A 14,026-nucleotide genomic window follows, 5' to 3' on the forward strand; every position below is an offset into this window, starting at 1 on the left:
TGTGGCGTTCGGTGCGTTGAGCGCAACCAACGCCACATTGGGGCGTTTGAGGAGAGGGCGAGATGACCATCAGCGGCACCACCCGCCTGTACGTCGTGCTGGGCGATCCGGTCGCGCAGGTCCAGTCGCCCGGGCTGCTGAACCCGCTGTTCGCGGAGCTGGGCCTCGACGCGGTGCTCGTCCCGGTGCACGCGCCGGCGTCGCAGCTGGAGGGGATCGTCGCCGGGCTGAAGGCCGTCGCCAACCTCGACGGCATCTTCGTCACCGTGCCGCACAAGGCGGCCGCGGCCGGGCTCGCCGACCGGTGCGGCCCGATGGTGGAGATCACCGGCAGCGCCAACGTCCTGCGCCGGGAGGCCGACGGCCGGTGGTACGCCGAGAACTTCGACGGCACCGGCTTCGTGGCCGGGCTCGTCGAAGCCGGGCACGATCCCCAGGCACAAAAGGTGTTCCTGGCCGGGGCCGGCGGCGCGGGCAGCGCCATCGCGGCCGCTCTGCTGGCCGCGGGCGCGGACCGGCTGGTCGTCTGCGACCCGGACACGGCGAAGCTGACGTCGTTGCAAGCGCGCCTGGGCGCACACTGGCCCGGCCGCACGTCGGTGTCGGCCGAACCGGACATCGCGGGCGCCGACATCGTCGTGAACGCGACGCCGCTCGGGCTGCGTCCCGAAGACCCGCTGCCGTTCCGGCCGGCGGAGCTGGCCCCGCGCAGCGTGGTCGCCGACATCATCATGAAACCCCGCGAAACCCGCCTTCTCCGCGAAGCGGCGGCGCTCGGGCACCGCGTCCATCACGGAATCCACATGCTCGACGGGCAAATGGACTCCTACCGCGCTTTTTTCGGCCTGGGGACGCTACCAAGCCGAGGGATGTAGCGCCCGCGGCTGCCGATCTAGCCTTTTTTCATTCGAACCCCAGCGGAGATTCGGAGAACCATGAACGCGCGAAAGGCACCGGAATTCCCGGCGTGGCCGCAGTACGACGACGCCGAGCGGGCCGGCCTGGTCCGCGCGCTCGAACAGGGCCAGTGGTGGCGCATGGGCGGGGACGAGGTGAACTCCTTCGAGCGCGAGTTCGCCGCCCACCACGGCGCCGCGCACGCGCTGGCGGTCACGAACGGCACGCACGCGCTGGAGCTCGCCCTGCAGGTCATGGGCGTCGGCCCGGGCACCGAGGTCATCGTGCCCGCCTTCACCTTCATCTCCTCGTCCCAGGCGGCCCAGCGGCTCGGCGCGGTCACCGTCCCGGTCGACGTCGACGCGCGCACCTACAACCTCGACCCGGAGGCGGTCGCCGCCGCCGTCACCCCGCGCACCAAGGTGATCATGCCGGTGCACATGGCCGGGCTGATGGCCGACATGGACGCGCTGGCCAAGATCTCCGCCGACACCGGCGTCCCGCTGCTGCAGGACGCCGCGCACGCGCACGGCGCGCGCTGGCAGGGCAAGCGCGTCGGCGAGCTGGACAGCATCGCCACGTTCAGCTTCCAGAACGGCAAGCTGATGACGGCGGGCGAGGGCGGCGCGGTCGTCTTCCCCGACGGCGAAACCGAAAAGTACGAGACGGCGTTCCTCCGGCACAGCTGCGGCCGTCCCCGCGACGACCGCCGGTACTTCCACAAGATCGCCGGCTCCAACATGCGGCTCAACGAGTTCACCGCGTCCGTGTTGCGTGCGCAGCTGGCCCGCCTCGACGAGCAGATCGCCGTGCGCGACGAGCGCTGGACCCTGCTGTCGGAGCTGCTCGGCGCGATCGACGGCGTCGTGCCGCAGGGCGGCGACGTGCGCGCCGACCGCAACTCCCACTACATGGCCATGTTCCGCGTCCCCGGGCTCCCCGAGGAGCGGCGCAACGTCCTGGTCGACCGGCTCGTCGAGGCCGGCCTGCCCGCCTTCGCCGCGTTCCGCGCGATCTACCGCACCGACGCCTTCTGGGAGCTCGGCGCCCCCGACGAGACCCTGGACGCGATCGCGCGGCGCTGCCCGAACACCGACGCGATCAGCAGCGACTGCGTCTGGCTGCACCACCGGGTCCTGCTCGCCGGCGAGCCGGAGATGCACGCGACCGCGGAGATCATCGCCGACGCCGTGGCCAGGGCATGAGTGTCCGGGCCGCGGTGGTCGGGCTCGGCTGGGCGGGCCGGGAGCTGTGGCTGCCCCTGCTGCGCGAGCACGCGGACTTCCAGGTGGTCGCGGCCGTGGACGCCGACCCGGCGTCGCGGCAGGCGTTCACGAAGGCGACCGGCATCCCCACGCACGCCGCGGTGTCCGCGCTGACCGCGCGCGACGTCGACCTCGCCGTCGTCGCGGTGCCCAACTACCTGCACACCGAGGTGGCGGGCGCGCTGCTCGCCACCGGGATCTCCGTGTTCCTCGAGAAGCCGGTGTGCCTGACCTCGGCCGAGATCGACGTCCTCGCGGCGGCCGAGCGCAGCGGCGGGATGCTGCTGGCCGGCAGCGCCGCCCGCTACCGCGGTGACGTCGGGGCGCTGCGGCGGCTACTGCCGGAGCTCGGCGACATCCGGCACGTCGCCATGGGCTGGATCCGGGCCCGGGGCGTGCCGCGCGCGGGCGGCTGGTTCACCCAGCGCGAGAAGGCCGGCGGCGGCGCGCTGTACGACCTCGGCTGGCACCTGCTCGACACGCTCGCGTTCCTGCTCGGGCCGGCCACGTTCACCCAGGTCATCGGCGTGACGTCGGACGACTTCGTCAACGCCGGCGCCTGGCGCGCGGCCTGGCGGCAGGACCAGCTCGGCGCCGACGCCGCCGACGTCGAGGACACCGCGCGCGGCTTCCTGGTCCGCGACGACGGCGTCTCGGTGTCGCTGCGGGCGAGCTGGGCGTCGCACCAGGCGCGGGACGTCTCGCTGATCCACGTCGAAGGCAGCGCCGGCACCGCGGACCTGCGGTGCACCTTCGGCTTCAGCCCCAACCGGGAGCCCGAACCCGTGCTGACGGTGACCCGCGAGGGCACCACCACCCGGCTGCCCGTGCCGCTCGAACGCGTCGGCGTCGAGTACACGCGCCAGGTGGGCGACCTCGCCGCGATGCTGGCCGACCCGGCCAACCGCGGCCGCGCCGTCGCCGAAGCGCGGCCGATCGTCTCGATGATCGAGAACTTCTACGCCTCCGCGGGTTCGGCGCGCGCCGCCGTCCCGGCGTACCAGTAGAAAGGGTGCTCCATGACATTCCCGATCGTCGATCGGCCGGAGACCGGGGCCGATCCCTCGGTGCCGGTCCGGCACGCGGTCATCTTCGACCTCGACGGGGTCGTCGTCGACAGCTTCGCGGTGATGAGCGAGGCCTTCGCCATCGCCTACGCCGAGGTCGTCGGCGACGGGCCGGCACCCTTCGCGGAGTATCGGCGCCACCTCGGCCGTTATTTTCCGGATATCATGCGGATCATGGACCTGCCGCTGGAGATGGAGGAACCCTTCGTCCGCGAGAGCTACCGCCTCGCCGGCGAGGTCCAGGTCTTCGACGGCGTCACCGAGCTGCTGCTGACGCTGCGCGCGCGTGGCCTGCGGCTGGCCGTCGCCACCGGCAAGAGCGGCCCGCGGGCCCGGTCGCTGCTCGACGACCTCGGCCTGCTCCCGTTCTTCGAGCACGTCATCGGCTCGGACGAGGTCGCCCGCCCCAAGCCGGCCCCCGACATCGTGGCGCACGCGCTGAGCCTGCTGGACGTCCCGCCCGGGCAGGCCATCATGATCGGCGACGCGCCCACCGACATCGCCAGCGCGCAGGGCGCGGGCGTCGCTTCGGCGGCGGCCCTGTGGGCGCCCCCGGACGACATCGGCGAGCTGCTCGCCGCGGGCCCCGACGTCGTGCTGCGGCAGCCGGCCGACCTGCTCGCGCTCTGCCCGTCGGTGCCCGGTCGCTGATCGCGCGTGTACCACCTCGGCATTGACGTCGGCGGCACCAAGGTCGCCTTCCGCGTCGAGACCGGTTCCGAGTGCGTGGCCGAAACGTCGTTCGGCTGGGGAGCCAGGGACAGCGCGGAGGAGGACCTGGCGCAGCTGTCGGCCCACGTGGCCCGCCTGCGCGCCGGCCTCGGCGCACCCCTGTCGGCGGTCGGCGTCGCGATGCCGGGCACGGTCGGCCCGGACGGCCGGGTCGCGACCTGGCCCAGCCGCCCGGAGTGGACCGGGGTGGACCTGAAGACGACGTTGCACGAGCTCTTCCCCGAAGCTGCGGTGGCCTGGGCGGACGACGGCGACCTGGGTGCGCTCGCCGAGGCGCGGGCCTCGGGCTGCGAGAACCTGCTGTACATCGGCGTGGGCACCGGCATCGGCGGCGGCCTGGTCCTGGGCGGAGTGCCCTGCCCGGGCCTCGGCCGCGGCTCGTTCGAGATCGGCCACGTGATCGTCGAGATGGGCGGAGTCCGGTGCGTGTGCGGCCGCCGCGGCTGCCTGCAAGCGCTTGCTTCGGGCCCGGCGACTTTGCGCCGAGCGGGGTTGCTGCGCGGCGCGGAGGTGTCGTTTTACGCGCTGCAGAAGGCATTGCGCGACGGAGAACCCTGGGCGGCGGACGCCCTGGAGGGGAGCACCCGCGCCCTGGCGGCGGCGGTGACGAGCGTCCAGGAGCTGGTCCACCCTGATCGCGTGCTGATCGGCGGGGGTTTCGCGGCGGGGCTGCCGGAGATCGTGCCGTCGGTGGCGGGGTACCTGGCCGACTTCGTGCGGCAGGGGCAGGCGCCGTTGCCGGTGGAGCCGGCGGCGTTGGGCGGGTTGTCGTCGCTGCGGGGTGCGGTGGCTTTGGCCGGCCTGGTGGCGGCGGGGGAAGTGCCGTGAGTGCTCGGCTGTCGGGGCGCTGATCGGCGGGGCTGGGGCTTGAGGTCGGCTGCCCGGCGGCCGGTGCGCCGAGCCCTGCCCAGCGCTGCGGGCGCGGGAGCACCGCCCGCGTCGGGACTGCTCACCTGCGGGATCCCGCGCGCGCCTCGCGTGCGTAGGTTCGGCGCATGGGCACTCTGGTTTCCTTTCACGCGCACCCCAACGACGACACCACCACCTGCGGCGGCGTCCTGCGCAAGGCCCACGAGGACGGCCACCGCGTCGTGCTCGTGCTCGCCACCCGCGGGGAGCTCGGCTACAACCCCGACGGTCTCCTCGCCGACGGTGAGACACTCGCGGATCGCCGGGCGGCCGAGGCCCGCGCGGCCGCCGACGTCCTCGGTGTGGACCGGCTCGAGTTCCTCGGCTACACCGACTCCGGGATGACGGCCGCCGCGGAGGGTGGCACCTTTCAGACCGCTGATGTCGAAGAAGCCGTGCAGAAGCTCGCCGTGATCCTCCGTGAGGAGGCCGCCGACGTGCTGACCGTGTACGACGAGAAGGGCACCTACGGCGATCCCGACCACATCCAGGTCCACCGGGTCGGCACGCGGGCGGCGGAGCTCGCGGGCACGCCGAAGGTCTTCCAGTCGACGATCAACCGCGAGCACATCAAGGCCAACCAGCGCGTGCTCGCCGAGCAGGCCGGCGTCGAACTGCCCGCCGGTCCGGACTTCGGGACGCCGGAGGCCGAACTCACCTGCCGTGTCGACGTTTCCGCGTACACCGAATACAAGCGCAAGGCCCTGCTCGCCCACGCCAGCCAGATCACGCCGCAGTCGACGCTGTTCACGGACCTGCCGGAGGACACCTTCCGGACGATGTTCGGCACCGAATGGTTCATCCGCGCCGGCCAGGGGCCGGGGATCACCGAAACCGACCTGATGGCGTAGCCGGCCGGGCCAGGGTTGCTCCGGAACCGGCGAAAGGCCGTGGGGTGACCGCGGCAGCCGGTCGTTCCCGGCCCCAAGCCCCCATCTTCCCGCGTGACGCGGGGACGGTGGGGGCTTCTTCGTGTCCGCCCTCGGGACCTTGCGCACCACTCCCCACTCCTTATATGGTGTATAAGAACTTGCCGGACGCAATTCGCAACCAGAGGAGACCTCTTGCGCGAAATGCACGCCACGGTGACGGTTGCCGATACCAGGAATCCCCGACGCTGGCTGATACTGGCCGTCATTTCCCTGGCCCAGCTCGTCGTCCTGGTCGACAACACCGTGCTCAACCTGGCCATCCCCAAGCTCACCGAAGACCTCGGCGCCACCACCGCCGACATCCAATGGATGATCAACGCCTACGCCCTCGTCCAATCCGGGCTGCTGCTCACCGCCGGCAGTTTCAGCGATCGGTACGGCCGGAAACGCTCGCTGCTCGTCGGCCTCCTCCTGTTCGGCGTGGGTTCGCTCGCCGCCGCGTTCAGCCTTTCCTCCGGGCAGCTGATCGCCGCCCGGGCCGGGATGGGGATCGGGGGTGCGCTGCTGACCACCACCACGCTCGCCGTCGTCATGCAGGTCTTCGACGAAAAAGAACTCCCCAAGGCGATCGGGCTGTGGAGCGCCGTCAGCTCCTTCGGCTACGCCAGCGGCCCGCTGATCGGCGGGGTGCTGCTCGACCACTTCTGGTGGGGCTCGATCTTCCTCATCAACATCCCGGTGGCGCTGCTCGGCTGCGTCGCCGTGGCGAAGCTCGTGCCGGAATCCCGTGACCCGCAAGGCAAACGGCCCGACCTGGTCGGTGCCGCGCTCTCCACCGTCGGCATGGTCGGGGTCGTCTACGCGATCATCTCCGGCCCGGAACACGGCTGGGCCTCGGGCACCGTCCTGACCGCGGCCGGCCTCGGCGTGGCCGCGCTGGCCGCCTTCGTCCGGTGGGAGCTGCACGTGCCGAACCCCATGCTGGACATGGCCTTCTTCCGCAACCGCCGGTTCAACGGCGCCATCTCCGGCGGCCTGCTCGTCGCCTTCGGGATGGGCGGCTCGGTCTTCCTGCTGACGCAGCAGCTGCAGCTCGTGCTCGGCTACGGCCCCCTGGAAGCCGGGCTCAAGACGGCTCCGCTCGCGCTGGTCGTCGTCGCGCTCAACGTCGTCGGCATCGGCGCGAAGGTGCTGGAAAAACTGGGCATCGCGCTGACGATCACCGTCGGGATGACGCTGAACGCCGCCGGGCTCGCCATGGTGGCCCTGCTCGGCACCCCCGACCGCGGGTACGGCGGGATGCTGGCCGGCCTGCTCGTCATGGGCAGCGGCATCGCGCTGGCCATGCCCGCCATGGCCAACGCCATCATGACCTCGATCCCGGCGGAGAAGGCCGGGGCGGGGGCCGCGGTGCAGGGCACCGTCAACCAGTTCGGCAGCGGGCTCGGCGTCGCCATCCTCGGCGCCGTGCTCAACTCGCGGTTCGCCGCGCTGCTGCCGGTCGGGCTCGGTGCCGGCGCCGCCGGCTCGCTCCACGAGGCGCTGCTCGGCGCCCGGACGCCCGAGGCGCAGGCGCAGGTGCACGACGCCTTCGCCGGCGGCGTGCGCGCCAGCGAGCTGATCGGCGCGCTGGCCGTCGTCCTCGGCGGCCTGCTCGCCGGCCTGCTGCTGCGCCGGGCGGCCCGGGCGGAGGCCCACCAGGCCGCCTGAAGGCGGCCCCCGATCCGGCAGGGTGCGTGGCGCCCCGCACCCTGCCCCCTTTACCGTTGAACGCCGGCGAGAAGGGAGGCCACGATGGGCAAACGGGCGGCACAACCGCGCGAGAGCGTGTGGCTTTCCCCGCGGCCGGCCCGCAAGCACCGGGCCGGCGAATCCGAGCTCGACCGCGAGAAGATCGTCGCCACCGCGGTCCGCGTGCTCGACGCCGAGGGCGACGCGAAGTTCTCCATGCGGCTGCTGGCCGAGGAGCTGCACGTCACGCCGATGTCGGTCTACTGGTACGTCGCGAACAAGGACGACCTGCTCGAACTGGCCCTGGACGCGGTGGCGGGCGAGATCGAGCTCCCGTCGCTCGACGACGGCGAGGACTGGCGAGCAGACCTCCGCGCCCTCGCCCGCGCGTGGCGCCGCACGATGATCGCCCACCCGTGGGCGATCCGGTGCTACGGCGAATACCTGAACATCGGCCCGAGCAGCGTGCGGTTCACCGAGTGCGCCCAGGCCGTGATGGCGCGGTCACCGCTGCCGCTGAAGGACCGCTCGGCCGCGCTGAACGTGGTCTTCCAGTACGTCTACGGCTTCACGGCGACGGAAAGCCGCTGGCTGGAGCACCTCGCCGAGACGGGCCGCACGGCCGAGGAGTTCGCGGCCGAAGTCACGGGCAGCATGGCGGCGCTGTCGCCGGCCCTCGAACAGGGCGGCCTGCTGGACCGCGACGGCGACCGGTCGATGGAGGAACTCCGCGACCGCGACTTCGACCGCGGCCTGCACTGGCTGTTCACCGGCATGGTCGCCGGAACCCCTTAGCTGCGGCCCCGCCCCCGCCGGGCGGTCTGCACGTGTTCTGCCAGCCGTGAGCTGTCCGTCAGCACGTTCGACGTCTTGCCGTAGTCGACGCTGCGCCAGCGGTCCGGGGTCATCCGGATGATCACGTGCCCCGGGTTGAACGCCTCGACGAACTCCCGCGCCTGTTTCTCGGGCAGGTACCGGGACGCGACCGAGTACGCCGCGTCGACGGTGGCGTCCGCCCACCCCGTCACCGGGCCGGACACCGAGACGTACCGGTAGGGCGGGTCCTCGTTCTGGACCACCAGCGTGAACTCGCCGTTCTTCTTGATCAGGCGGCCCTTCAGGGTGTCCTCGCCGTCGGTCCACAGCAGCACGTCGCCGCCGGGGGAGTAGCCGTACCACATCGGGACCGCCAGGGGCGGGCCGCTGCGGCGGGCCAGCGCGAGCACCCCGATGTGCTTGCCCGCGAGGAACTCCTGCTGCTCCCGCTCGGTCATGCTCAGGTCCACGGAACCGCCCTCCCCAGGGGAAAGCCGGCCGGGAGAACCCGGCCGGCCAACAACATCACCACGTGACGGGCAGCGCGGCCAGTCCCTGGAACGCGTCTCCCGGCTTGACGCGGATCTCGTCGGCCGGGACAGCCAGGCGCAGACCCGGCAGCCGGTCGATGAGCCGCTGGAACGCGATCTCCATGATCGCGCGGGCGTGGTTCATCCCCGCGCACTGGTGCGTGCCGAACCCGTACGTCAGGTGGTCGCGGAACGTCGGGCGGTGCCAGTCCAGCTGGTCGCCGTCGTCGTAGGCTTCCTCGTCCCGGTTGATGAGCGAGAACAGGAAGAACACGCCGTCACCCGCGCGGATCGTGGTGTCCGCGTCGACCTCGATGTCGGCCGCGGCCACCCGCTGCAGGCCGTCGGGGACGACCACGAACCGCGTCAGCTCGTCGACCGCGGCCGGCATCAGCGACGGGTCCGCCCGCAGCTCGGCCAGCTTCTCCGGGTGCTGCAGCAGCGTGAAGGCACCCAGCCCGATCGAGCTCGACGTCGTGTCGTGGCCGGTCACCAGCACGATGAGGAACATCTGGAGGATTTCCTCGTGGTCGATGTCGCTCGCCGGGTCGCGCTCGGCCAGCAGGGCCTGCAGGAAGCCCTCCTCGGCCGGGTTCTGCTGGGCCTTGTCGATCAGCTTGGTCAGGTACGCCATCAGCTCGTCGTAGGCGCCGCCGGCGTCCGGCCCGAACAGGATCTGGTGCGCCTTCCGCTCGAAGTAGTCCTGGTCCTCGTGCGGGATGCCGAGCAGGTCGCACAACGCCATCAGCGGCACCGGCGAGGCGAACTTCTTCAGCAGGTCCGCCGGGGCGCCTTCGGCGACCATCTCGTCGATCTGCCGGTCGACGATCGCCTGGATCCGCGGCCGCAGGGAGTCGATCCGCTTGACCGTGAACCCCGCCTGCACCAGCTTGCGCCGCGCCCGGTGGGCCGGGCCGTCGACGCCCACCAGCGCGGTGAGCAGCTTGATGACCTTCTGCTGGACGTCGGTGAACTCGACGGCCGCGGCCGCGCTGACCATCGGCCACGCGGGGTTCGTCCGGTCGCTGGAGATGCGCGGGTCGGTCAGCAGCTTGCGGGCCAGTTCGTGCCCGGTGACCGCCCAGGCCTTGCGGCCGTCGTACAGGGTGACCTCGGCGATCGGGCGCTTGCCGGCCAGCGGCTCGTAGCCCGGCGCCGGCCGGTACGGGCAGGTGCGGTCCTGCGGGAAGGCGACGGTCTCGGTCAAGGGAATCTCCTCCGGCGAAGGGTCGTCAGGACGCCGGCGCGACGAGCCGCACCGGGAGGTCCTTGGTCCGGGTGAAGCCGGGCCTTAGGATCCACGGGATCTCCTTGCGCGGCACCGCCAGCGTCATGTCCGGGAACCGGGTGTACAGCCCGCGCAGCGCCACTTCCGCCTCCAGGTAGGCGACGTGCTGGCCGAGGCAGCGGTGGATGCCCTTGCCGAAGCCGAGGTGGCTCTCGCTGCCGACCGCGAGCCGGTCGATCTTCAGCTTCTCCGGCTCCGGGAACTTCCGCGGGTCGCTGTTGGCGGCCATGATCAGCGGCACGACCGGCATCCCGCGCGGGATCACCGTGCCCCCGACCTCGATGTCCTCGGTGGCGAACCGCGGCTGCCCGAACTGGATCGGGCCGAGGCGCTGCAGCTCGCGCACGGCCTGCGGCCACAGCGTCGGGTCGGCCTTCAGCCGGGCCAGCTGGTCCGGGTGCTCGTGCAGGGCCAGCACCGAGTTGCCGATCAGGTAAGTCGTCGTCTGGTGCCCGGCGGTGACCAGGCTGAACAGGATGCCGACCAGCTCGTCGTCGGTGGCGATGCCGGGGTTCTTGGCCTGCGCCTCGACGAGCGCGGTGACCATGTCGTCCTTCGGCTCGGCCCGGCGCCGCTCGATCATCCCGCGTGCCGCGATGAGGGTCTTGCGGACCTCTTCGGGCAGCCGCTTGCCGTCGAGGGTGGCCATCGCGTCGCTCCACGCACGCCACTGCGGGCGGTCTTCGGCGTCGACGCCGACCAGCTCGCAGATCACCGTGACCGGCAGGGGGTAGCAGTACGCCTCGACGAGGTCGATCGGCGTCCCGTCACCGCCTTCCGCTTCCAGCTTGTCGAGCAGCTCGGAGGTGAGCTCCTCGACGCGGGGGCGGAACTTGCCGACCCGGTGCGCGGTGAGCGCGTAGGAGACGAGCTTGCGCAGCCGGGCGTGCTCCTCGCCGTCGGAGGCGTTGATGAGGTTCTTCAGCCAGGGGATCAGCTCCTCCGGCATGTCCAGGTGCCGGAAGACGCCGTTGCGGATGTCCTCGGCGGGCGAGTCGGCCAGCGGGTTGCACTGGAACCGCTGGTCCATCAGGACCTGGCGGACGTCCTCGTAGCGGGCGGCCAGGTACATCGGCGGCCCGCCCATGAAGCCGCCGATCTGCAGCGTCGGTGCTTCGCGGACCGCCGCGTGCGCTCCCCACGGGTCGGCGACCACTTCCGGGGAGAACAGGTCGACCGGTTCGGCCGAAGTCTCGGCAGTGGTGGTCATGGTTCTTCCTTTCGTGTTGGGTAGCGCACAGTCCTTTGTGGACGCCCGCGCGGTCAGTGCGTGGCGACGAACTCCTTGAGCGTGCCGATCACGTACTCGATCATTTCCGTGGTGATCCCGGGGTAGACGCCGATCCAGAACGTCCGCTCGGTGACGATGTCGCTGTTGGTCAGCGGGCCGGCGATGCGCTGCGGCTTGCCGATGTAGGCCGGGTGGCGGGTGAGGTTGCCCGCGAACAGCCGCCGGGTGCGGATGTTGCGGGCCTCCAGGTAGTCGACGACCTCGGGGACGGCGAAGCCCGCGTCCGGTTTCACCGTGATGATGAACCCGAACCAGCTCGGGTCGCTGCCCGGCGTCGCCTCCGGCAGGATCAGCCCGGGCAGGCCGTCGAGGCCTTCGCGCAGCTGACGCCAGTTGCGCTTGCGGGCGTCGATGAAGTCCGGCAGCTTCGCCAGCTGGCTCAGCCCGAGCGCGGCGTGGATGTCGGTGCTCTTGAGGTTGTAGCCGACCTCGGAGAAGACGTACTTGTGGTCGTAGGCCTCCGGCAGCGTGCCGAGGTGCAGGTCGAACCGCTTGAGGCAGCGGTCGTCCTCGCCGGGCTCGCACCAGCAGTCGCGGCCCCAGTCGCGGAACGACTTTGCCAGCTTGGCCAGCTTGATGTCCGACGACAGCAGCATGCCGCCCTCGCCCATCGTCAAGTGGTGGGCGGGGTAGAAGGACACCGTGGAGAACCGGCCGAACGTGCCGGTGAGCTGCCCGTTGTACGTGGAGCCGACGGCGTCGCAGTTGTCCTCGATGAGGTGGAGGTCGTGCCGCTTCGCGATTTCGGCGACTTCCCCGACGGGGAAAGGATTTCCCAGCGTGTGCGCGATCATGATGGCGCGCGTGCGCGGGGAGATCGCGGCCTCGACGCGCTCGGCCGTCGTGTTGTACGTGCCGAGCTCGATGTCGACGAACACCGGGATCATGCCGTTCTGCAGGATCGGGTTCACCGTGGTCGGGAAGCCGGCGGCGACCGTGACGACCTCGTCGCCCGGCTTGAGCTGTTCGTCGCCGAGCGTCGGCGACGTCAGCGTGCTCAGCGCCAGCAGGTTCGCCGACGAGCCGGAGTTCGTCAGCACCGCCTTGCGTCGCTTGAGTTTCCGGGCGAAGGCGGACTCGAACTTCGTCGCGATCGTGCCGGAGGCGATGCGCAGGTCGAGCGCGGCGGCCACCAGGGCCTCGCGGTCGTCGGCGTCGAGCACCGCCCCGGACGACAGGATCGGCGTCTGCCCCGGGATGAACGGCGCCGGCCCGGGGGACTGGGCGTCGTGGTAGTCGCGGACCTGCGCCAGCAGGTCCGATCGGGCTGAGTCGACCATGTCGTATCGATCCCCTGCTCCTCGATTGCGGACCTCACGCTCGAGTCACGCTAGAAGCGCGGGAGAAGGGGGACATCCCTCAACGTGGTAGGCCGCTTCCGGTGACCGCCCGGGACTACTCGCGTTGGTGATGGCCCCGGCCGTCCTCGTGGGCAAGCTGGAGCCGACACCAGCCATCCCCTGGGAGGACGATCTTGTGAAGGTTCTCAATCTCGCCGGGGTCGCCCCGTCGACGGTGTTCAGCCACGTCCCGCTCGCGAACGCCCTGCGCAACGCCGGGCACCAGGTGATGACCACGGCGTCGGTCGACGAGCTGGCCGACACGATCGCCGGCGTCGGGTTGTCCGCGGTGCGGACCACGGCCCCGGGCGTCACGCCGCGCCAGGTCATCGCCGAGAGCGGCCTGACGCACGTGCCGGAGGTGCCCGAGGACCGCGAGGTCATGGCGGGCCGCTGGTACGCGCACATGGAGTACGTGACCCTCGACGCCCTGCTGGCGTTCAGCAAGGACTGGCGCCCGGACGTCATCGTCAGCGGCGTCACCGCCTACGCCGGTCCGCTGCTGGCCGCGCACCTGGGCGTGCCGTACGTGCGCCACGCCTGGGACATCCACAGCCCGCGGCTGATGGACCGGGGCGCCGAGGACCAGCTGCGCGACCAGCTGAAGGAACTCGGCCTGGACCGCCTGCCCGAGCCGGCGATGACGATCGAGATCGCGCCGCCGAGCCTGCTGCCCGCGGACCTCGCGGGCGGGCAGCCGATGCGGTGGATCCCCGGCAACTCGCAGTCCGTGGTGGAACCCTGGATGTACCAGAAGGGCGCGGGCACCCGGATCGGCGTCACCATCGGCACCGGCGTCGCGAACTACAACCAGTACGACTTCCTGCAGGCCGTCGTCGAGCAGGTCGCCACGCTGGACGCCGAGGTCGTCGTCGCCGTCACCGAGGACGCCGCGCCGGAACTGCGCGAGCGGCTGAAGAACGTGCGCGCGGGCTGGATCCCGCTCGACGTCGTCGCGCCCACGTGCGACGTCCTGGTGCACCAGACCGGCGGCAGCACGATGATGACGGGCCTGAGCTTCGGGGTGCCGCAGGTGGTGATCCCCGACCCGAACCTCTACCGCGCCGGCGAAATGGCCCGCCGCCTCGCCGAGACGGGTGCCGCGGTCGTGCTCTCGCCGGAGGAAGCGGCGAGCGAGGTCATCGCGAAGACGTGCGGCGAGCTGGTCACCGACCCGGCGTACCGAGCGGCGGCGGGCGGGCTCGCCCGGGAGATCGCCGCCTTGCCGTCGCCGAACGAGGTGGCGCTGCGCATCGAGCGGCTCGTCCAGGAAGCGTCCTAAGCGGAC

General features: G+C 71.5%; 13 protein-coding genes. 9 read left to right on the forward strand and 4 right to left on the reverse strand.

Annotated elements, in window-relative coordinates; translation table 11 throughout:
* Window positions 1–62: 62 nt before the first annotated feature.
* From BLW76_RS01365 to BLW76_RS01400, 8 genes are all read left to right on the forward strand, one after another.
* Window positions 63–875, forward strand: coding sequence for a shikimate dehydrogenase family protein (locus tag BLW76_RS01365; RefSeq protein WP_091304012.1), 813 nt, complete (start codon window positions 63–65; stop codon window positions 873–875).
* A 60-nt stretch (window positions 876–935) separates the two neighbouring features.
* On the forward strand, window positions 936–2,102 hold the full coding sequence (gene rifK, locus BLW76_RS01370; RefSeq protein WP_091304013.1) for a 3-amino-5-hydroxybenzoate synthase: 1,167 nt from the start codon (window positions 936–938) through the stop codon (window positions 2,100–2,102).
* Window positions 2,099–3,169 carry a Gfo/Idh/MocA family protein gene (locus BLW76_RS01375; protein ID WP_091304014.1) on the forward strand — a complete coding sequence of 357 codons (1,071 nt, stop codon included), beginning with the start codon at window positions 2,099–2,101 and terminating at the stop codon, window positions 3,167–3,169. The genes rifK and BLW76_RS01375 overlap by 4 nt, the downstream gene beginning before the upstream one ends.
* A gap of 12 nt (window positions 3,170–3,181) precedes the next feature.
* Complete coding sequence (locus BLW76_RS01380) at window positions 3,182–3,880, forward strand: HAD-IA family hydrolase (RefSeq protein WP_091304015.1); 699 nt, start codon at window positions 3,182–3,184, stop codon at window positions 3,878–3,880.
* Window positions 3,881–3,886: 6 nt separating this feature from the next.
* Window positions 3,887–4,789, forward strand: a complete 903-nt coding sequence (gene rifN, locus BLW76_RS01385; RefSeq protein WP_091304016.1) for a kanosamine kinase — start codon at window positions 3,887–3,889, stop codon at window positions 4,787–4,789.
* A 167-nt stretch (window positions 4,790–4,956) separates the two neighbouring features.
* Window positions 4,957–5,721 carry a PIG-L deacetylase family protein gene (locus tag BLW76_RS01390; RefSeq protein WP_091304017.1) on the forward strand — a complete coding sequence of 255 codons (765 nt, stop codon included), beginning with the start codon at window positions 4,957–4,959 and terminating at the stop codon, window positions 5,719–5,721.
* A 222-nt stretch (window positions 5,722–5,943) separates the two neighbouring features.
* Window positions 5,944–7,452, forward strand: coding sequence for a DHA2 family efflux MFS transporter permease subunit (locus BLW76_RS01395; protein WP_167384427.1), 1,509 nt, complete (start codon window positions 5,944–5,946; stop codon window positions 7,450–7,452).
* 84 nt (window positions 7,453–7,536) lie between these two features.
* Complete coding sequence (locus BLW76_RS01400; RefSeq protein ID WP_091304019.1) at window positions 7,537–8,268, forward strand: TetR/AcrR family transcriptional regulator; 732 nt, start codon at window positions 7,537–7,539, stop codon at window positions 8,266–8,268.
* Here BLW76_RS01400 and BLW76_RS01405 read toward each other — a convergent pair.
* The 4 genes from BLW76_RS01405 to rfbH all read right to left on the reverse strand — a co-directional run bounded on the left by BLW76_RS01405 (window position 8,265) and on the right by rfbH (window position 12,678).
* On the reverse strand, window positions 8,265–8,747 hold the full coding sequence (locus BLW76_RS01405) for a pyridoxamine 5'-phosphate oxidase family protein (RefSeq protein ID WP_244170003.1): 483 nt from the start codon (window positions 8,745–8,747) through the stop codon (window positions 8,265–8,267). The two genes, BLW76_RS01400 and BLW76_RS01405, sit on opposite strands and share 4 nt — an antisense overlap.
* 67 nt (window positions 8,748–8,814) lie before the next feature.
* Window positions 8,815–10,026 carry a cytochrome P450 gene (locus BLW76_RS01410; RefSeq protein WP_091304021.1) on the reverse strand — a complete coding sequence of 404 codons (1,212 nt, stop codon included), beginning with the start codon at window positions 10,024–10,026 and terminating at the stop codon, window positions 8,815–8,817.
* Between the two features lie 25 nt (window positions 10,027–10,051).
* Window positions 10,052–11,317: a cytochrome P450 family protein gene (locus BLW76_RS01415; protein ID WP_091304022.1), complete on the reverse strand. Its 1,266-nt coding sequence runs from the start codon at window positions 11,315–11,317 to the stop codon at window positions 10,052–10,054.
* A 53-nt stretch (window positions 11,318–11,370) separates the two neighbouring features.
* Window positions 11,371–12,678, reverse strand: a complete 1,308-nt coding sequence (rfbH, locus tag BLW76_RS01420) for a lipopolysaccharide biosynthesis protein RfbH (RefSeq protein WP_091304023.1) — start codon at window positions 12,676–12,678, stop codon at window positions 11,371–11,373.
* Window positions 12,679–12,874: 196 nt separating this feature from the next.
* On the opposite strand from rfbH, the gene BLW76_RS01425 reads away from it, so the two are divergent.
* Window positions 12,875–14,020 (forward strand): glycosyltransferase, encoded by a 1,146-nt coding sequence (locus BLW76_RS01425; protein ID WP_091304024.1) that lies wholly within the window; start codon window positions 12,875–12,877, stop codon window positions 14,018–14,020.
* Window positions 14,021–14,026 lie beyond the last annotated feature (6 nt).

It is taken from the genome of Amycolatopsis tolypomycina (genome assembly GCF_900105945.1).
Taxonomy (GTDB): domain Bacteria; phylum Actinomycetota; class Actinomycetes; order Mycobacteriales; family Pseudonocardiaceae; genus Amycolatopsis; species Amycolatopsis tolypomycina.